General features: G+C 72.1%; 20 protein-coding genes. 8 read left to right on the top strand and 12 right to left on the bottom strand.

The window, feature by feature from the left end:
• The first annotated feature begins 132 nt into the window (after window positions 1–132).
• The 3 genes from phoU (at window position 133) to OHT74_RS21575 (ending at window position 2,824) form a co-directional block, all read left to right on the top strand.
• Entirely contained in the window at window positions 133–810 is a 678-nt protein-coding gene (gene phoU / locus OHT74_RS21585; protein ID WP_266628059.1) for a phosphate signaling complex protein PhoU, read from the top strand.
• A 118-nt stretch (window positions 811–928) separates the two neighbouring features.
• Window positions 929–1,078, top strand: coding sequence for a hypothetical protein (locus tag OHT74_RS21580; RefSeq protein WP_266665998.1), 150 nt, complete (start codon window positions 929–931; stop codon window positions 1,076–1,078).
• 204 nt (window positions 1,079–1,282) lie between these two features.
• Window positions 1,283–2,824 (top strand): hypothetical protein, encoded by a 1,542-nt coding sequence (locus tag OHT74_RS21575; protein ID WP_328621095.1) that lies wholly within the window; start codon window positions 1,283–1,285, stop codon window positions 2,822–2,824.
• 57 nt (window positions 2,825–2,881) lie between these two features.
• On the opposite strand, the gene OHT74_RS21570 is transcribed toward OHT74_RS21575, so the two are convergent.
• On the bottom strand, window positions 2,882–3,643 hold the full coding sequence (locus OHT74_RS21570) for a phosphoglyceromutase (RefSeq protein ID WP_266665996.1): 762 nt from the start codon (window positions 3,641–3,643) through the stop codon (window positions 2,882–2,884).
• 152 nt (window positions 3,644–3,795) lie between these two features.
• On the opposite strand from OHT74_RS21570, the gene OHT74_RS21565 reads away from it, so the two are divergent.
• Window positions 3,796–5,064, top strand: coding sequence for an MDR family MFS transporter (locus OHT74_RS21565; protein WP_328621094.1), 1,269 nt, complete (start codon window positions 3,796–3,798; stop codon window positions 5,062–5,064).
• A 69-nt stretch (window positions 5,065–5,133) separates the two neighbouring features.
• Here OHT74_RS21565 and OHT74_RS21560 read toward each other — a convergent pair whose 3' ends face one another.
• Both OHT74_RS21560 and mshA read right to left on the bottom strand, forming a co-directional pair.
• Window positions 5,134–5,637, bottom strand: a complete 504-nt coding sequence (locus tag OHT74_RS21560) for a YbjN domain-containing protein (RefSeq protein ID WP_266665994.1) — start codon at window positions 5,635–5,637, stop codon at window positions 5,134–5,136.
• The gene (mshA, locus tag OHT74_RS21555) at window positions 5,630–7,012 is read right to left on the bottom strand and encodes a D-inositol-3-phosphate glycosyltransferase (RefSeq protein WP_443047453.1); all 1,383 of its coding nucleotides are present in this window, start codon (window positions 7,010–7,012) and stop codon (window positions 5,630–5,632) included. The genes OHT74_RS21560 and mshA overlap by 8 nt, the downstream gene beginning before the upstream one ends.
• A 209-nt stretch (window positions 7,013–7,221) precedes the next feature.
• On the opposite strand from mshA, the gene OHT74_RS21550 reads away from it, so the two are divergent.
• The 3 genes from OHT74_RS21550 (at window position 7,222) to OHT74_RS21540 (ending at window position 10,893) form a co-directional block, all read left to right on the top strand.
• On the top strand, window positions 7,222–8,031 hold the full coding sequence (locus tag OHT74_RS21550; RefSeq protein WP_266665993.1) for a class I SAM-dependent methyltransferase: 810 nt from the start codon (window positions 7,222–7,224) through the stop codon (window positions 8,029–8,031).
• Window positions 8,032–8,256: 225 nt separating this feature from the next.
• Window positions 8,257–9,318, top strand: a complete 1,062-nt coding sequence (locus tag OHT74_RS21545) for a C40 family peptidase (protein WP_328621093.1) — start codon at window positions 8,257–8,259, stop codon at window positions 9,316–9,318.
• A 285-nt stretch (window positions 9,319–9,603) separates the two neighbouring features.
• Window positions 9,604–10,893 (top strand): PP2C family protein-serine/threonine phosphatase, encoded by a 1,290-nt coding sequence (locus OHT74_RS21540; protein WP_266665991.1) that lies wholly within the window; start codon window positions 9,604–9,606, stop codon window positions 10,891–10,893.
• Window positions 10,894–10,920: 27 nt separating this feature from the next.
• On the opposite strand, the gene OHT74_RS21535 is transcribed toward OHT74_RS21540, so the two are convergent.
• From OHT74_RS21535 to OHT74_RS21495, 9 genes are all read right to left on the bottom strand, one after another.
• Window positions 10,921–11,268, bottom strand: a complete 348-nt coding sequence (locus OHT74_RS21535; protein WP_328621092.1) for a DUF2516 family protein — start codon at window positions 11,266–11,268, stop codon at window positions 10,921–10,923.
• 153 nt (window positions 11,269–11,421) lie between these two features.
• Window positions 11,422–11,997, bottom strand: coding sequence for a hypothetical protein (locus OHT74_RS21530; RefSeq protein ID WP_266665989.1), 576 nt, complete (start codon window positions 11,995–11,997; stop codon window positions 11,422–11,424).
• 26 nt (window positions 11,998–12,023) lie between these two features.
• Entirely contained in the window at window positions 12,024–12,422 is a 399-nt protein-coding gene (locus tag OHT74_RS21525; RefSeq protein WP_266665988.1) for a helix-turn-helix domain-containing protein, read from the bottom strand.
• 51 nt (window positions 12,423–12,473) lie between these two features.
• Window positions 12,474–12,893, bottom strand: a complete 420-nt coding sequence (locus OHT74_RS21520; RefSeq protein WP_328621091.1) for a VOC family protein — start codon at window positions 12,891–12,893, stop codon at window positions 12,474–12,476.
• 10 nt (window positions 12,894–12,903) lie between these two features.
• Window positions 12,904–13,347 carry a helix-turn-helix transcriptional regulator gene (locus tag OHT74_RS21515; RefSeq protein WP_328621090.1) on the bottom strand — a complete coding sequence of 148 codons (444 nt, stop codon included), beginning with the start codon at window positions 13,345–13,347 and terminating at the stop codon, window positions 12,904–12,906.
• The gene (locus OHT74_RS21510) at window positions 13,344–13,865 is read right to left on the bottom strand and encodes a hypothetical protein (protein WP_328621089.1); all 522 of its coding nucleotides are present in this window, start codon (window positions 13,863–13,865) and stop codon (window positions 13,344–13,346) included. The genes OHT74_RS21515 and OHT74_RS21510 overlap by 4 nt, the downstream gene beginning before the upstream one ends.
• 106 nt (window positions 13,866–13,971) lie before the next feature.
• Complete coding sequence (locus tag OHT74_RS21505) at window positions 13,972–14,748, bottom strand: putative protein N(5)-glutamine methyltransferase (RefSeq protein ID WP_328623360.1); 777 nt, start codon at window positions 14,746–14,748, stop codon at window positions 13,972–13,974.
• 62 nt (window positions 14,749–14,810) lie between these two features.
• Window positions 14,811–16,055, bottom strand: a complete 1,245-nt coding sequence (locus OHT74_RS21500; RefSeq protein ID WP_328621088.1) for a GNAT family N-acetyltransferase — start codon at window positions 16,053–16,055, stop codon at window positions 14,811–14,813.
• Window positions 16,056–16,117: 62 nt separating this feature from the next.
• A complete protein-coding gene (locus OHT74_RS21495; protein ID WP_328621087.1) occupies window positions 16,118–16,753 on the bottom strand; it encodes an RsiG family protein in 636 nt (211 codons plus the stop codon).
• A gap of 162 nt (window positions 16,754–16,915) precedes the next feature.
• Between OHT74_RS21495 and dtd the strand changes: the two genes are divergently transcribed.
• A complete protein-coding gene (gene dtd, locus OHT74_RS21490; RefSeq protein ID WP_053787895.1) occupies window positions 16,916–17,341 on the top strand; it encodes a D-aminoacyl-tRNA deacylase in 426 nt (141 codons plus the stop codon).
• Window position 17,342 lies beyond the last annotated feature (1 nt).

Raw genomic sequence — 17,342 nt, 5'->3', positions numbered from 1 at the left:
GGCGACGGGGTTGATTCACTTGTGATGCCGGAGTCGGACGCGTTTGCGGCCCACCGTGTCAACGTGGGGCTTGAAGGCCGCCCCGGCCCGGCCCACGGGCAGCAGAGGCAGTAGGCAAGAGAGGGACAACCCATGCGTGACGCGTACCACGAGGAACTGGACTCGATCGGAGAAGGCCTGGTCGAGATGGCACGGCTCGTCGGTTCCGCGATCGGGCGGGCCACGACGTCCATGCTCGACGCCGATCTGAAGCTCGCCGAGAGTGTCATCGCCGCCGACCAGAAGGTCGACGACCTCCAGCACGACCTGGAGGCCCGTGCGATCGCGCTGCTCGCGCGCCAGCAGCCCGTCGCCACCGACCTGCGCATCGTGGTGACCTCGCTGCGCATGTCCGCCGACCTGGAGCGCTCGGGCGACCTGGCCCAGCACGTGGCGAAGCTGGCCCGGCTGCGCTTCCCCGACACGGCGGTGCCGCGCGACCTGCACGCGACCATGCTGGAGATGGGGCAGCTGGCTCAGCGCCTGATGGCGAAGGCGGCCGAGGTCATCATCACGAAGGACGTCGACCTGGCGCTCCAGCTGGAGCAGGACGACGACGAGATGGACCAGCTGCACCGCACGCTGTTCCAGCACCTGATGGACGACCGCTGGAAGCACGGCATCGAGACCGCGGTGGACGTGACCCTGCTGGGCCGCTACTACGAGCGCTTCGCGGACCACGCGGTGTCGGTGGCCAAGCGCGTGGTCTACCTGGTGACGGGCGAGCACGCGGACGAGCTGCAGGCTCCGACGCAGGTCGACGGCGTCTGAGCCGTTCTGCCCCTGTGCGCCGTTGACGCGCCGGTGCGGCTGGGCATGAATGAGGGCGAAGGCAGCAAGAGGCACGGAAAGCAGAAGACGCCACGCACTCCGCCTGCGAGGAGGATCCATGCCCGATTCCCCCGTCCCCATCACCCCGGACCACGAGCAGCAGCCCCGGCCCGAACCCCTGCGGCTCCCGCTGCTCGCGGCCTGCGGCTGCGGCTCGGGCTGCGGCTGCGGCTGCCAGTCCGGCGCGCCCTGCCAGTGCGGCGGCTGACCCCGCCCGCCCGGCATCCCGTACGTGAAGGGCCCCGACCGCATCCGCCGGCCGGGGCCCTTCGCGTGCCCGGCATTCCGCTGCGCCGGCGTGACGCAGCGGGCTATGTAGGCTGTGCGCGAGCTCACTCTGAGCGCGTTCAAAAGCTGAAAAACGGGGGGTTCGGTGCGCAATCGCCGACTCGTAATGTCCGCTGCCGCCATCGTGGCGGCAAGCATCGGTTTCATACCCGGCGCGGCTCAGGCCGCTGATCCGGTCAAGCCCGCCGCGCAGGCGGCGGGAGCACCTGCCGCCGGCCCGGCAGCGGGCGTCGCGGCAGGGTTCGGGACCTTCACCAGCGCCGCCACCGGCAGCGCGCAGCTGATTCTCTTCCTGAGCGCCCGTATGTCGTCGGCGCACGGCTTCGAGCTGACGACCTCGCTCAACAGGGCTGCCCCGCCGCTGGACACCACCATCGACTGGGGTGACGGGACCACGGACACGGTGACGGCCTCCGGCGCCTGGGAGACGCGGACCAACCACGTCTACAAGGAGCTCGGCGAGTACACGATCAAGGCCACTGTCGTCGATCCGGCACTCGGGACGCGCGACACCAAGGAGGTCCGGGTCAAGACGGCGGGCTCGGAGTTCACCCCGTACGGTCCCACCCGCCTGCTGGACACCCGCAGCGGCACGGGCGCCGTCACGGGCAAGGTCAAGGGGTACTCCTCGACCCGCCTGAAGGTCGCGGGGAACGGCAGCATCCCCACCGGGGTCACCGCCGTCGCCCTCAACGTGACCGCCACCAACACCACCAGCGGCGGGCACGTCAGCGTCTTCGCCTCCGGCAACACGCGGCCGATCGCATCGAACATCAACTTCGAGGCCGGTCAGACCGTCCCGAACCTGGTGATCGCGCAGGTCGGCGAGGACGGCTACGTCGAGCTGTACAACGGCGGCTGGGAGCCGGTCGATCTGATCGCGGACGTCACCGGCTACTTCGTCCAGCAGGAAGCCGGCGGGTACGCCCCGCAGGCGCCGGCCCGGGTCGTCGACACCCGCTACGGGACCGGCACGCAGCGCGGTCCGGTCGCCGGCCAGGGGTCCTTCACCGTCAAGGTGGCCGAACCGGGCGCCACCGCCGTCGCGCTGAACGTGACGGTCACCAACCCGCAGGAGGCCGGTCACCTGACCGTCCACCCGGCCGGGCAGGCGGCGCCGACCACGTCCAACGTGAACTTCACCGCCGGGCAGACGGTCGCCAACTCGGTGATCGTGCCGGTCGGCAAGGACGGCGAGATCACCGTCCGCAACGGCTCCTGGGCCCCGTCCGACGTCATCGTGGAGCTGGTCGGCACGTACAGCACCGCGGGCGCCTGTGCCTACGTGCCGGTCACGCCCCACCGGCAGATCGACACGCGCGAGACCTACTGGTCCAAGGGGCCGTGGCCCACGCGCGGGTACCTCTGGCAGGCCTTCTCCCTGAACCAGGAGGCCTGGGTGCTGAACACCACGGTCACCAACACGCGCGGCGCGGGCTTCCTGTCGGTCGCACCGGACCCCAACTCCACCGGCAACTACGCCGACAGGACCGCCGTCACCCCGGAGCGTCCGGTGTCCTCCACCCTGAACTGGACGGCGGGCAGGACCGCCGCCAACCTGGTGCAGGCGAGCGCCGGTGACAACGGCATCGTCGACTTCTGGAACCAGGGCTGGGACCGCGCCGACCTGGTCGTCGACGTCTTCGGCTACTACGACAACCGGTAGCAGACGAAAGCCCCTGGCCTGCACTGAAAGTGCAGGCCAGGGGCTTGATCGTTTTTCTTACTTCTTCTTGCCCTGGTTCTTGACGGCCTCGATGGCGGCCGCGGCGGCGGCCGGGTCGAGGTAGGTGCCGCCCGGGTTGAGGGGCTTGAACTCGGCGTCCAGCTCGTAGGCGAGCGGGATGCCGGTCGGGATGTTCAGGCCTGCGATGTCGGCGTCGGAGATGCCGTCCAGGTGCTTGACCAGCGCGCGCAGGGAGTTGCCGTGCGCGGCCACGAGGACCGTGCGGCCCGCGAGGAGGTCCGGGACGATGCCGTCGTACCAGTACGGCAGCATGCGGACGACGACGTCCTTGAGGCACTCGGTGCGCGGGCGCAGCTCCGGGGGGATGGTCGCGTAGCGCGGGTCCTCGGACTGTGAGAACTCCGTACCGTCCTCGAGGGCTGGCGGCGGGGTGTCGTACGAGCGACGCCACAGCATGAACTGCTCCTCGCCGAACTCGGCGAGGGTCTGGGCCTTGTCCTTGCCCTGGAGCGCACCGTAGTGGCGCTCGTTCAGGCGCCACGAGCGGTGGACCGGGATCCAGTGGCGGTCGGCGGACTCCAGGGCGAGCTGCGCGGTGCGGATCGCGCGCTTCTGGAGGGACGTGTGGACCACGTCGGGGAGCAGGCCGGCGTCCTTGAGCAGCTCACCGCCGCGGACCGCCTCCTTCTCGCCCTTCTCGTTGAGATTGACGTCCACCCAGCCGGTGAACAGGTTCTTCGCGTTCCACTCGCTCTCGCCGTGGCGGAGGAGGATCAGCTTGTACGGTGCGTCGGCCATGCGTACGAGCCTAATGGACGCGCGGGGGCGCTCGCGCGCGGTGTCCACGGCCGTGGATTGACGGTGCGCGTCAATCCGATGGCCTTCGCAGACCCTCCACCCGTAGGGTGCGGTGATCAGGAGAGCCACTTACATCGCCGGGGGGATTCCGTATGTCCGTTGCCAGTCTCAGACGGGCGGCGCGCGAGAGCGTGTCGGGGCTGCCGCGGGAGTTCTGGTGGCTGTGGACCAGCACGCTGGTCAACCGGCTCGGGGCCTTCGTCGCCACGTTCATCACCTTGTACCTGACCGTGGACCGGGGCTATTCGGCCTCCTTCGCGGGACTCGTGGTGGCGTTGCACGGGCTCGGCGGGGTGATCTCCTCGCTCGTCGCGGGCGTGATGACCGACCGGCTGGGCCGGCGCCCGACGCTGATGGCGGCTCAGGCCTCGACGGCGTTCTCGGTGGCGCTGCTCGGCTTCATGGAGCACCCGGCGGCCATCGCGGCGGTGGCGCTGCTGGTCGGCATGACCTCGAACGCCTCGCGCCCGGCGGTGCAGGCGATGATGGCGGACATCGTCCGGCCGGAGGACCAGGTCCGGGCCTTCGCGCTGAACTACTGGGCGATCAACCTCGGCTTCGCCGTCTCGGCGACGGCGGCGGGCTTCGTCGCCGAGTACAGCTACCTCGCCGGGTTCCTCGGCGAGGCGGCGCTGACGCTGGTCTGCGCGGTGCTGGTGTACGTGAAGCTGCCGGAGTCGCGGCCGGAGCGGACCGCCGCGCAGAAGGCCGCCGCCGAACCGGAGATCGGGCTCGGGACCGTACTGCGGGACGGGCGCTTCATGGGCGTGGTCGGCCTGTCGTTCCTGATCTCGCTGATCTTCATGCAGGGGTCGTTCGGACTGCCGCTGGCCATGGGCACGGGCGGCTTCTCCGCCGGTGACTACGGGCTGGTCATCGCCGCCAACGGGGTGCTGATCGTGCTGCTGCAGATCCCGGTCACCCGGTTCATCGAGCAGGGCGACCCGCAGAAACTGCTGGTGGTCTCGGCGCTGCTGGCCGGGTACGGGTTCGGGCTGACGGCCTTCGCCGGGTCGGTGTGGAGCCTGGGACTGACCGTCTGCGTGTGGACGCTGGCCGAGATCATCAACTCCCCGACCCAGATGGGCCTGGTCGCCCGGCTCTCCCCGCTGCACGGGCGCGGCCGCTACCAGGGCATGTACACGATGTCCTGGGCGGTGGCCTCGCTGCTGGCTCCGCTGATGGCCGGGTTCCTGATCGACCAGTGGGGCGCGGGCTGGCTCTGGGCGTCCGTGGCGCTGCTGGGCACGGTGGCGGCGCTGGGCTACTGGCTGCTGATGCGGAACCTGGGCGAGAACGAGCCCGGGTCTGTGGTCTCGGCATCGGCTGCGGCCCCGGCCCCAGCAGCCGTCGAGGCCTAGAGCGGGTGCTGCCCTGCCGTACGAGGCCTGCGCGCGCGCGGAGGCTTCGTACGGCGGGGCGCGCTGCGCTCAGGACGACGGCTGTGTCAGGTGCTTGAAGGCGTCCAGGTTGTACGTCGGCTCGCCGCGCGAGACGCGCCATTCGTACTCGCGGCGGATCGCGCTCGCGAAGCCCAGCTCCAGCAGGGTGTTGAAGGCTCCGTCCGCCGCCTCCAGGACCGTGCCGAGCAGCCGGTCCAGGTCCTCCGGGGTGACCACGGACAGCGGGAGCCGGGCCGTCAGGTAGACGTCGCCGAGGGCGTCGACCGCGTAGGCCATCCCGTACAGCTTGAGGTTGCGCTCCAGCAGCCAGCGGTGGACGCCCGCCTCGTTCTCGTCGGGGTGCCTGATGACGAAGGCGTTCACCGAGAGGGAGTGCCGGCCGACCCGGACCGAGCAGGTGGTGCTCAGTTTGCGGGTGCCGGGGAGCTGGACCACGTACGAGCCCGGCTCCGGGCTCTCCCAGGCGAGTCCGGCCTCGGCGAGGGTGCTCTCGATGATCGCGGTGGTGTCGGCGGTGTCAGCGTCAGCCATGGTGGGAGCGTACGCGACGGCGGTGATCATGCATGGCTGCGGTGTAGACGTCGGCCGTGCCGCTCGCCGCCGTGTCCCAGCCGAAGAACTGCGCGTGCCGCGCGGCCTCGGCGCCCATCCGGCCCGCGAGCCCCGGGTCGTCCACGAAGCGCCGCAGCTCCCGTGCGTAGTCCACCGGGTCGTGCCCGGGTACGAGGATCCCCGTCACCCCGTCGTTGACGGCGACCGGCAGCCCGCCGACCTCGGCGGCCAGCACCGGCGTGCCGGTGGCCTGGGCCTCGATCGCGACGAGCCCGAAGGACTCGCTGTACGAGGGCATGACCAGCACGGACGCCGCCCGGAACCAGTCGGCGAGCGCGTCCTGGCGGACCGGCGGGTGGAAGTGGACGAGGTCGGCGATGCCGAGCTTCGCCGCGAGCTTCTGCAGCCCCTCCGGCTTGGCCAGGCCGCTGCCGCTGGGGCCGCCGACGACGGGGACGAAGAGGTGGCGGCGCAGCGAGGGGTCCCGGTCGACGAGCTCGGCGACCGCGCGCAGCAGGATGTCGGGGGCCTTGAGCGGCTGGATCCGGCCGGCGAAGAGCGGGATGACGGCGTCCTGCGGCAGGCCGAGGCGGGCGCGGGCGGCGGCCCGGCCGTCGGCGACGGTGAAGCGGTCGAGGTTCACGCCGGGGTGGACGACGGCGACCTTGCCGGGGTCGGCGTCGTAGTGCCGGACCAGCTCGTCGGCCTCTTCGGTGGTGTTCGCGATGAGCCGGTCGGCGGCGGCCACGATCTGGGTCTCGCCGATGACGCGGGCGGCGGGTTCGGGCGTGTCGCCCTCGGCCAGTGCGGCGTTCTTGACCTTGGCCATGGTGTGCATGGCGTGGACGAGGGGGACGCCCCAGCGCTCGGCGGCGAGCCAGCCCACGTGGCCGGAGAGCCAGTAATGGGAGTGGACGAGGTCGTAGTAGCCGGGCCGGTGGCCGGCCCAGGCCTGCATGACGCCGTGGGTGAAGGCGCACAGCTGGGCCGGGAGCTCCTCCTTGGCGAGGCCTTCGTACGGGCCCGCGTCCACGTGCCGTACGAGGACCCCGGGGGCCAGCTCGACCGCGGACGGGAGGCCGCCCTCGGTGGCGCGGGTGAAGATCTCGACCTCGATGTTGATCGCGGCGAGGCGCTTGGCCAGCTCCACGATGTACACGTTCATACCGCCGGCGTCGCCGGTGCCGGGCTGGTGCAGCGGTGAGGTGTGCACGCTGAGCATGGCGACGCGGCGCGGCTTGCGGTGGTGGCCGACGGCCGGCAGGCGCAGGCGGGGCGGGTCGTGGCGGGTGCCGCGGGCGGCGGCGATCCGGCCGCTGAGGCTGCCGCCGAGGCGGGACACGTACTGGCTCAAGAGAGCAGTTCCTCTCGCTCGGACGGCGGCGTGCTGGACGGTACGGGCAGGGGCAGGGCACGGCTGACGGAGCGCGCGGGGCGCCCTCCAAGGAGTGCAACCCGGACGGCCGTGTCCCGCATTCCGGGAGCCGGTGTTTTTTCCTCGGTGTTTGCCGCGCGGTCTGCCCTCTTTTCATCCGGCGGGGGCCCTCCGCTTACGCTCGGCGCATGTCCTCCCGCTCCGCCCCGCCCCCGCGCCGCCCTGTGGGCACGGTGACCCGCGGGACGACGAACCCGAACCGGCTGCGCCGGATGGACCGCTGGATCGCGGCCACGCACGGGGCGGTGCTGCGGCGCTCGCAGGCGCCGGTCGCGGTGGACCTCGGCTACGGGGCCGCGCCGTGGACGGCGGTGGAGCTGCTGGCCCGGCTGCGGGAGGCGGCGCCGCGGGTGCGGGTGGTCGGCATCGAGATCGAGCCGGCGCGGGTCGCGGCGGCGAAGCCGTACGAGCGCGAGGGGCTCAGCTTCCGGCACGGCGGCTTCGAGGTGCCGCTGGAGGGCGGGGCCCGGCCGGCGCTGATCCGTGCGGCGAACGTACTGCGCCAGTACGACGAGGAGCAGGTGGCGGCGGTGTGGGAGCGGCTGTGCGCGCGCCTGGCCCCGGACGGGCTGCTCGTCGAGGGGACCTGTGACGAGATCGGGCGGCGTCATGTGTGGGTTGCGCTGGGGCCCGAGGGGGCGCGCACGGTGACGTTCGCGACCCGGCTGGGTTCCCTCGAGCGCCCTTCGGACCTGGCGGAGCGGCTGCCGAAGGCGCTCATCCACCGCAACGTGCCGGGCGAGCCGGTGCATGCGTTCCTGCGCGACTTCGACCGGGCGTGGGCGGCGGCGGCCCCGTACGCCTCGTACGGGGCGCGTCAGCGCTGGATCCGGACGGCGCGGGCCCTGGCCGCGGACTGGCCGCTGGCGGACGGGCCGGGGCGGTGGCGGCAGGGGGAACTGACGGTGCGTTGGGAGGCGTTGCGCCCGGCGGGGTGAATGTGGCCGGTGCGGGGAACCGGTTGCCGGGGTGGCCCGTTGAGCCGTCGGGATGCGTGTGGGGGACTGGGGAAGATCGGGATGACACCTGTGAGGGTGTTGGAATTCACCGACTCGTGGCACCATCCCGAAGGCAGCGCAAAGTTACTGACGAATAGTCAGATGTGATGCCGGATCCGGTGCGGATCCGGCGTCGGGTCGGACTCGGGGCACCTTGGGGGGACCATGGGGACCGTGGAGCGTAGGCGGCGCAGCGGTGCGTCCGCTCTCACGCTGCTGTGTGCGACGGCGCTGCTCGCCGTGGCGGGCATGAGCGGTGTGGCGCAGGCGGCGCCACTGCCGGAGCCGGGCGCCAAGTCCCTTGAGCAGGTGCGCAAGGAGATCGACGAGCTGTACCGCCGGGCGGGCACGGCGACGGACGCGTACAACCTCGCCGAGGGCGAGGCCAAGGCCCAGTCCGCCAAGATCGTCGAGATCGCTAAGCAGGTGGTGGCGGGGCAGGACCGGATCACGGCCCTCAAGAACCGCGCGGGGGCCGCCGCGCGCGCCCAGTACCGCTCGGGCGGGATGCCGGCCGGCGCGCAGCTGGCGCTGAGCAGCAGCCCGAGCCAGTTCCTCGACGGGGCGGACCGGATCCGCCGGGGCGAGAAGGCCGCCACGGACCTGATGTCCGAAATGAACCGCACGCAGAGCGACTTGCAGCAGTACGCGAAGGACGCGAGCGCGCAGTGGGAGAAGCTCGAAGCCAACCGGATCAAGCAGGAGACCTCGAAGAAGCAGATCGAGCAGAAGATCAAGGCGGCGGAGGCGCTGGAGAGCAAGCTGCAGGCCGAGGAGAAGGCCCGGCTGATCCAGCTCGAGCAGGAGGCGCAGTACAAGGCGCAGTCGGCATGGCTGTCGACGGGCGTGCTGAAGGAGATCAACAGCTCGGCGTCGGAGTCGGGGAAGAAGGCGATCCAGTACGCCACGGCGCAGATGGGCAAGCCGTACGTGTGGGGCGCCGAGGGCCCGGACTCGTTCGACTGCTCCGGCCTCACCTCGCAGGCCTGGCGGGCGGCGGGCAAGGGCATCCCGCGCACCTCGCAGGAGCAGCTGCGGCTGCTGCCGAAGGTCGCGATCAAGGACATGCGGCCGGGTGACCTGATCATCTACTTCGACGACGCCAGCCATGTCGGGATGTACGTGGGCGACGGTGCGATCGTCCACGCCCCCCGCCCGGGCCGCAACGTCACCCTGACGGGCGCGGGCTCGATGCCGATCAAGGCAGTGGTCCGCCCGGACGCATGACCGCAGCCGGCGGGCTGCGGCCACCGGCCGTGAGGGATGCGCGACGCGGAGTGGGAAAGGCCGTGGCGGAGGGAACCCGCGGGGGGTTCCGGACGTCTCGCTAGGCGGGACGGCTACGGCCTCCGTCGTGACGTTGGTCATTCAGTGGTCTGTCAGTGAGGCGCATTCCCCCGCGATAACGGCATATGACGGCGGCCTTGTCCCGGAACACCATTCCGTTCTGCGGCCACCGACCGCTAGGGTCTGCCGGACGCACCCTCGGGGGGAGGGAAGGAACCGGAGACGATGGCCGTACCCGTACCGCGGCAGAGGGAGACCCCCGCCACGGAGAGCGCCCAGGCCGCTCAGCTGCCCGCAGCCCCGCACGCCACCGCACCCCAGGCGTCCCTGACCCTGCTGGTGATCGAGGACGACCCCGCAGGCGGGCTCACCGTGCCCGAGATCCTCGACGCCGACCGGCACCGCATCCGGCTCCGCACCGCCCGCAACCTCACCGAGGCCGCGCGCCTGCTCACCCAGGACGTGCACTGCATCCTGCTGGACCTCTCCCTCTCCGGACCGGGGTCCACCGCCGGCGGCGGCTCGCGTACCGCGGTCGTCGACCAGCTGGACACCCTCCGCGAGGTGCTCCGGATCGCGCCCCGCCACGCCGTCCTCGTGCTCACCGCCGAGGCCGACGCCGAGCGCGCCGCCGAGGCCGTCCGGGTCGGCGCGCAGGACTTCCTCTTCCGGGACGAGCTGGACGGCCGCCTCCTCAGCCGGGCGATCCGCTACGCCGTGGAGAGAAAGCGGGCGGACATCGCCCAGTACAAGCTCGCAGAATCGAAACTTCGGGCCCAGGAGAACGCCCGCCTCGAGCGCGGCCTGCTCCCCAACCCCCTCCTCGAGGGGTCGGACCTCCGCTTCGCCGCCCGCTACCGCCCCGGCCGCAGCCGCGCCCTCCTCGGCGGGGACTTCTACGACACGGTCCGCACCCCCGACGGCACCGTCCACGCGATGATCGGCGACGTCTGCGGCCACGGCCCCGACGAGGCCGCCCTCGGCGTCGAGCTCCGCATCGCCTGGCGCGCCCTGACCCTGGCCGGCCTGTGCGGGGACGACCTGCTGGCCACCCTCCAGGAGGTCCTGGAGGTGGAGCGCCCCTGCGAGGAGATCTTCGCGACCCTGTGCACGGTGGACATCTCCCCCGACGGCCGCCGCGCGGGCCTGTGCCTGGCCGGCCATCCGGCGCCGCTGATATCCCGGCCGGGCCGCCGCGCGCAGCTGCTCCCGTACGAGAACAGCGGGCCGGCGCTCGGCCTGCTGCCCAAGGCCCGCTGGCCCCGCCGCCAGGTCGAGCTGGGCGGCACCTGGAGCCTGATGCTCTACACCGACGGCCTGATCGAGGGCCGTATCGGCGAGGGCAAGGAGCGGCTCGGGCAGGACGGCATGGTCGAGATGATCAACCGGCACCTCGGCGACGGCCTGAGCGGCGAGGGGCTGCTGGAGGCCTCCGTCACCGAGGCCCGGCGCCTCAACGGCGGCGAGCTCACCGACGACGTGGCGGTGGTCCTGCTCTCCCGCGCGGAGGGTTAGCCCAAGCCGAGGGTCATCCGGGGGGGCTCAGCGCCCGCCGTTGTACGGGCCGTACGGGCCGTCGCTGCTGCTGCCGCCCTTGCGCCGGCCGCCACCGCCGCCGCCCGAGACCTGCTTGAGGGCCGGGCGTACGTCGACGAAGAACACGATGGTGGCCACGAGGCCGGCGATCTCCAGGAACAGCATCCCCAGGAAGAAGTCCACCACCACGGTGACCCCGAGGATGACCAGCCAGAACGTCTTGGTCTGCTTGTCGGCGGCGCGGTACGCGTCCTCCCGCGCCAGCAGCGCGAGGACGAAGGCCACGACAGCGAGTGCCAGCATGGCGAACCCGAGCAACGGGAGCACTCCGTTATCGAACCCGTTCATCAACATCGCCTCGACCGCCTTCTCACGCTTCTCACGCTTCGCACGCCGGATGCCGCCTGCCTCCACGCTACCGGCAGAGCGGCCCTCGCAGACAACAACGGGCCGGACACCCCGCTGGTGCCCGGCCCGCCGTCACGGAAACCGTTTCCGGTCCGCGATTCAGCTCTCGTCGCCCGCCATTGCGGCGGCCTTCTTCGTGTTGTTCCTGCGTACCGCGGCCTTGCGGGCGGCGGGCTTCTCCTCGTCGGAGCCCGCGGCCCCGGCCGAGGCGTCGGCGGCGGGCGCTTCCGCCGGCTCCTGCTTCGGCTCCACGGCGACCGCGATGTCGACGATCTCCTCGGAGACCTCGCCCCGCCAGGTCCGTACGGCCTGCTCGCCATGCTCGGCGACCTTGTCGTAGGTCTCCTTGGCACGCACGGCGTACTCGGCGGCCACGCCGACCCCGCGCAGCGCCAGGTCCTGCGCGGTCTCCCCGAGCTTCTTCGGGTCGATCGCGGTCAGCACCTCGGCGAACTTGGCGGTGACCGCCTCCTGCGCCTCCCTGGCCTTCTCCTGCACGATCTTCGGGTCGGTGTTCTTCACGGCCTCGATGCGTGCGGGTGCCTCGGCGCGCAGCTGCTCGATGAGCCCGGGCACCTTCTTCGCCTGCTGCACCGCGAGATCGGCGGTGCCGGCGGCGAAGTAGAGCGGAGTCGGGTCGGTGAGGGTCTTCTTCAGGTCATCGGCGATGGCCATGTGGCTGGTCCTCCCGGATCAACAGTTCAGTTCGTAGGGTGCATGTCGGTGTCGTCGTCCGCGCCGGCCAGGTCGGCCTCGGTCGCGTTCTCCTTGCGGAACGAGTCGTAGATCTGGAGCAGCACCTGCTTCTGCCGCTCGTTGATGGACGGGTCGCCGAGTATCGCGGCCCGCGTCTCCACCTCGTCGCGATCCCGCTCGTCGAGGATCCCGGCCTGGACGTACAGCGTCTCCGCGGAGATCCGCAGCGCCTTGGCGAGCTGCTGCAGGATGTCCGCGCTCGGCTTGCGCAGCCCGCGCTCGATCTGGCTCAGGTACGGATTCGACACCCCCGCCGCGTCGGCCAGCTGCCGCAGCGAGAGCTGAGCCTGCCGCCGCTGCTCACGGAGGTACTCGCCGAGATTTCCGACGTTGAGCGATGCCATGCCTCGATCCTGCCGGACTCTGCTAACTATTGCAAGCGCATGCTTGCAAAATCACCCACCGGCACGCGGCTGGTTGAAGCGCAGCATGTTGCCGGCCGGGTCGCGGAAGGCGCAGTCGCGGACCCCGTACGGCTGGTCGATCGGCTCTTGGAGCACTTCGCCGCCGGCGGCCCGGATCCGCTCGAAGGCGGCATCGACGTCGTCGGTGGAGAAGATCACGCCGCGCAGCATGCCCTTGGCCAGCAGCTCGGCCATCGCCTGCTTGTCGGCCGGCGAGGCGTTCGGGTTCGCGGCCGGCGGTTCGAGGACGATCTCCACGTCCGGCTGTGCGGGTGAGCCGATGGTCACCCAGCGCATCCCCTCGAACGCCACGTCGTTGCGGACCTCCATGCCGAGGGCGTCGCGGTAGAAGGCGAGCGCCCTGTCGTGGTCGTCGACGGCGATGAAGCACTGGGACAGCTTGATCTCCATGCCATCGACGCTACGGGCGGGCGCCGGTTTCCGCTTCTCCGCCCGCGGCCGGTCCGCCGGGTCCGTTTCTGACCGGCCGGGTGTGGATCTTGGCGATGCATGCCGGGATGGCCGCGCCGGGGTCGTGGCGGCGGGCCCGGTAGGCGCTCGGGGTCTCGCCGACCAGCTCGGTGAAACGGGAGCTGAACGACCCCAGCGAGGTACAGCCGACCGCGAAGCAGACCTCCGTCACGCTGAGGTCGCCCCGCCGCAGCAGCGCCTTGGCCCGCTCGACGCGCCGGGTCATCAGGTAGCTGTACGGGCTCTCCCCGAAGGCGGCCCGGAAGCTGCGGGAGAAGTGCCCCGGCGACATGAGGGCGACGCGCGCCAGCACCGGGACGTCGAGCGGCTGCGCGTAATCCCGGTCCATCGCGTCCCGTGCCCTGCGCAGCCGTACGAGGTCCTCGAGGTTCACCCTGCCAGCCTAAGGCGGCGGTGGCGGGAGACCGTGACCGCCGCCAGAAGGGGACCCCAGGCGACGAGGGGGAGGTAGAGGAAGCCCGCGACCGTGGCGCCCGCGGCCGTCATGTCCGGGTGCGGGAGGTTCCACCACAGGACGAACGGGGTCCACAGGCAGATCAGCCCCACGGCTCCGGCGCCCGCCACCACCGTGACGGGCCGCTGCGGGATCCCGCGGCCGCCGAGCAGCGGGACCCAGGACGGGAGCACCTCGCCCCACGGCCGGACCAGGCCGAGCGTGAGCATCGCCAGCAGCTCGGTGGCCACGCTGAGGCCGATCACGTACACCCGGCCCCAGCCGGGCAGGCCCGCGGCCACGTACCCGGCCTCGGTGTACCCGGCGAGGAAGCCGGCGCCCAGCAGGAGGCGCCAGATGCCCGCCGGCAGGGCGAGGAGCGCGGTGACGTGCGCGGCCCGGACCGCCCAGCGGGGCGCGGCCGGAGCGGCGGGGCGGAGCTGCTGCGTGTGCGCCATGCAGACCATCGTCCCGACCGCCCCGCACCCCCGCATCACCCCCGTGAACGGTCCCCGCCCGGCCGCCTCCCCCGCCCGGGGGAGACCCCGCCCCCGGGTCCTCCGGCTAGGCCGCGCGGGTGCCGATCACCACCGTGGCGTACAGCTCCTCCGAGGTGGTCGCGCGGACCGCCAGGCCCGCCGCCGACAGGGCCGAGGCCGTCTGCGGGGACTGGCGGGCGCTCGTCTCGATCAGCAGCCGGCCGCCCGGCGCCAGCCAGGGCAGGGCCCCCGCCGCGACCCGGCGGTGGATGTCCAGGCCGTCCGCGCCGCCGTCCAGGGAGGTCAGGGGCTCGTGGTCGCGGGCCTCCGAGGGGAGCAGCCCGATCTCCTCCGTCGGCACGTACGGGGCGTTGACCACCAGCAGGTCCACCCGGCCGCGCAGCGAATCGGGGAGCGCGGCGTACAGGTCGCCCTCGTGGACCCGCCCGCCGTACGGGGCCACGTTGAGCCGCGCGTACGCGAGCGCCGCCGGGTCGATGTCCGCCACGTGCAGTTCCGCCCCGGAGCCCAGCTGCGCCGCCACCGCCGCGCCCAGCGCGCCGACCCCGCAGCACAGGTCGAGCACCACCGCGTCCGGCCGGGCCAGGGCCACGGCCTCCTGCACCAGGAACTCGGTGCGCCGGCGCGGTACGAACGCCCCCTCGCCCACGCGCATGCGCAGTCCGCAGAACTGCGCCCAGCCGACGACGTGTTCCAGGGGTTCGCCGCCGGCCCGGCGGGCCACCAGCTCCGCCAGCTGGCCGCCGTCCTCGGCGGCAGCCGTCAGCAGCTCCGCCTCCTCCTCCGCGAAGACGCATCCCGCCGCGCGCAGGGTTTCCACAATCGAAGCCACGTAGTTCAGCTCACTTCTCGGTCGTGCATCAACAGTGCCATGCCGTGTGGTGCCGTCTCGCGCCCGGGGGATCAGAACATCGTCGGGCACCACGGGCGGCGGGCCGTGCGGAACACCGCGTCCGCGAGCGCCAGAGCCCCCGGCCGCTGCTCCGCGATCCGCCCCAGCGCCCCGAGGCGCACCGCCGACTCGTCACCGAGGTACAGCGAGCCCAGCTCCGACACGTCGAGGCGCAGGTCCGCCGGCTCCTCGGTGACCGTGCACTCTCCCGTGCCCGCGTCGAGCCGGTAGCGGCCGGCGGCCGGCCCCGCCGCGTCCGTCACCTCGAGTACGAGGACCCCGGGCACGGCGTACGTCCGCGCGCTCAGGGCCCGTACGACGTCGATCACCCGCACCCACAGGAAGTCCGAGGCGGTCACGATCGTGGCCGAGCGCGGGTCGGGCAGCAGGTGCGGGACGAGGTCGTCGGGGGCGCGGTAGCCGGTGCGGACCTTCAGCACCCAGTCGATGGAGCACAGGAAGTGCCACAGGGCGCGCTCCGCGTCCGGGGTGACCGCGATCAGCTCCGTGACCTGCACGGTGTTGAGCGGGACCTTCCCGTCCGTCCAGTGGTCGTCGGACGTGTACACGACGAGGCCGGCCGGCTCGCCGTCCGCCGTCCGGTAGACGGCGTGGAACTTGTCCTTGTACGGGCGCACCGACATCTCCTCCAGCCCGCAGGCCAGGCGCCACCATCGCTCGTCCCGGCTGACCGTGCCGGGCGAGACCGCCCGCAGCCGCTCGTGCAGCCCGGGACCGATCGCATGCGCCTCGGCCACGTCCACCAGCTCGATGCGGCCGCCGTCCGCGGGCCCGGACCAGCGCGGGTCGAGCCCGGTGCGGCTCACGTCGATCTCCCACTCGGTGATCGAGGCCGCGGACCCGTAGCCGTACCGCCCGTAGATCGGGTACTCGGCGGAGATCAGCGTCGACACGACTTCGCCGCGGGCCTGCGCGGCCGCCAGCTCGGCGGCCATCATCCGGGTCAGCAGGCCGCGCCGGCGGTGCGTGGGCAGCACGGCGACATTGGTGACGGCGCTCGCGTGCACGGCCCTGCCACCGGGGACGGTCAGCTCCTGGGCGAAGGAGCGCAAGGTGGCCACGCAGCGGCCGGTGCCGGAGTCGAAGGCGCCCAGCGTGCGTTCCAGGTCCGTGTACTTGGCCCGCTGGGCGAGGTCGGACTCGGTGGCGCGGTCGGGGCGCAGGAAGCCGGTGCTCACGGCTCGGAGCCAGTCGGGGAGTTCGGAGGCGGCGATCGGCCGGACGTCTGCACTCATAGCCGCCCACGCTAATCGCAGCCCCCGGCCGAGTCGCCTGAATTTCCCCGCGCGCGGATTGCCTACACCAGCAGGTCGTCCACCTGCGCCTCGCCCTCCCGGTAGCGCCGGGTGATCTCCGCGCTGCAGTTGTCCGCCGTGCGCTGCAGCTGCCGGCGGCGCCGCGAGACCTGCTGCTCGTAGCCCACCAACCGGCCCATCGCGTCGTGCAGTTCGCCGTCGGTACGGGCGTCCAGGTCCGACAGCTCCACGTCGGACAGCATCTCCGCGGCCAGCAGCCGGAACTCCTCGCTGTGCGGGGTGCCGAGCGTGACGTGCCGGGCGGAGGCGCTGCGGCTGGAGGGCGCGTCGGCGAGGATCTCCGAGAGCCGGTCGACCACCGGCGGCTCCGGGGTCACCGGCGCCTCCGGGTCGCTGCGCCGGGCCAGTTCGGCGCGCAGGATGTCGATCCGGCCCTGGAGGAGTCTGCGTACGTAGCTCAGATCGGCCTCGTCGCGCTGCGCGTCGCGGCGCAGCGTGCGCAGTTCCGGCAGCCCGAGCGCGGTGGCGGGCGTGGCGGCGGGCGTGGTCGGCGCCTGCTCCTCGCCCGTGCGCTGCGCGGGCGGTCTGACCGCGCCTGCCGGAGTGGCCGCGGCTGATGCCGGTACGGGTGATGCAGGTACGGGTGATGCAGGTACGGAGGTACCAGAAGTATTCATGTGAACGTGTCCGTCCCCTCGACCGGTGCATGGGGTCTCGCCCGGCCCGTGGGACCGGAGGGAAGCACCGCCTGCGTGCATCGTGCCACTCTCCGTGGTGCCGGTGCAGTCCCACGCCACCCGATCGGCCCCTGATGGGTGCACGCCTGATACACAGGTGGTATGCGAGCAGTGGTGCAGAGGGTGGACGGCGCGAGCGTCGTCGTGGCCGGTGAGACCGTGGGCGAGATCGTCGGCGAGGGGCTGTGCGTGCTGGTGGGGGTGACCCACGACGACACCCCGGAGAAGGCGGCGCAGCTGGCGCGCAAGCTGTGGTCCGTACGGATCCTCGAGGCGGAGAAGTCCTGCAGCGACATCGGTGCGCCGCTGCTGGTGATCTCGCAGTTCACGCTCTACGGGGACGCCCGCAAGGGCCGCCGCCCCACGTGGAACGCGGCGGCGCCCGGCGAGGTCGCGGAGCCGCTGGTCGACGAGGTCGTCGCGCAGCTGCGCGCACTGGGGGCGACGGTGGAGACGGGCCGGTTCGGCGCGGACATGCGCGTCTCGCTCACCAACCACGGCCCGTTCACCATCGTCATCGACATCTAAG

The organism is Streptomyces sp. NBC_00354 (assembly GCF_036106915.1).
Classification (GTDB): Bacteria; Actinomycetota; Actinomycetes; order Streptomycetales; family Streptomycetaceae; genus Streptomyces.
The sequence above is the reverse complement of the archived record's forward strand: the minus strand, read 5'-3'. Positions and strand labels throughout refer to the sequence as shown.

What these genes read in the sequence shown, in the direction of transcription:
- phoU (WP_266628059.1), top strand. Translation starts at nt 133, where the DNA reads ATGCGTGACGCGTACCACGAGGAACTGGACTCGATCGGAGAAGGCCTG.
- OHT74_RS21580 (WP_266665998.1), top strand. Translation starts at nt 929, where the DNA reads ATGCCCGATTCCCCCGTCCCCATCACCCCGGACCACGAGCAGCAGCCC.
- OHT74_RS21570 (WP_266665996.1), bottom strand. Translation starts at nt 3,643, where the DNA reads ATGGCCGACGCACCGTACAAGCTGATCCTCCTCCGCCACGGCGAGAGC.
- OHT74_RS21565 (WP_328621094.1), top strand. Translation starts at nt 3,796, where the DNA reads ATGTCCGTTGCCAGTCTCAGACGGGCGGCGCGCGAGAGCGTGTCGGGG.
- OHT74_RS21560 (WP_266665994.1), bottom strand. Translation starts at nt 5,637, where the DNA reads ATGGCTGACGCTGACACCGCCGACACCACCGCGATCATCGAGAGCACC.
- OHT74_RS21550 (WP_266665993.1), top strand. Translation starts at nt 7,222, where the DNA reads ATGTCCTCCCGCTCCGCCCCGCCCCCGCGCCGCCCTGTGGGCACGGTG.
- OHT74_RS21545 (WP_328621093.1), top strand. Translation starts at nt 8,257, where the DNA reads ATGGGGACCGTGGAGCGTAGGCGGCGCAGCGGTGCGTCCGCTCTCACG.
- OHT74_RS21540 (WP_266665991.1), top strand. Translation starts at nt 9,604, where the DNA reads ATGGCCGTACCCGTACCGCGGCAGAGGGAGACCCCCGCCACGGAGAGC.
- OHT74_RS21535 (WP_328621092.1), bottom strand. Translation starts at nt 11,268, where the DNA reads ATGTTGATGAACGGGTTCGATAACGGAGTGCTCCCGTTGCTCGGGTTC.
- OHT74_RS21530 (WP_266665989.1), bottom strand. Translation starts at nt 11,997, where the DNA reads ATGGCCATCGCCGATGACCTGAAGAAGACCCTCACCGACCCGACTCCG.
- OHT74_RS21525 (WP_266665988.1), bottom strand. Translation starts at nt 12,422, where the DNA reads ATGGCATCGCTCAACGTCGGAAATCTCGGCGAGTACCTCCGTGAGCAG.
- OHT74_RS21520 (WP_328621091.1), bottom strand. Translation starts at nt 12,893, where the DNA reads ATGGAGATCAAGCTGTCCCAGTGCTTCATCGCCGTCGACGACCACGAC.
- OHT74_RS21510 (WP_328621089.1), bottom strand. Translation starts at nt 13,865, where the DNA reads ATGGCGCACACGCAGCAGCTCCGCCCCGCCGCTCCGGCCGCGCCCCGC.
- OHT74_RS21500 (WP_328621088.1), bottom strand. Translation starts at nt 16,055, where the DNA reads ATGAGTGCAGACGTCCGGCCGATCGCCGCCTCCGAACTCCCCGACTGG.
- OHT74_RS21495 (WP_328621087.1), bottom strand. Translation starts at nt 16,753, where the DNA reads ATGAATACTTCTGGTACCTCCGTACCTGCATCACCCGTACCTGCATCA.
- dtd (WP_053787895.1), top strand. Translation starts at nt 16,916, where the DNA reads ATGCGAGCAGTGGTGCAGAGGGTGGACGGCGCGAGCGTCGTCGTGGCC.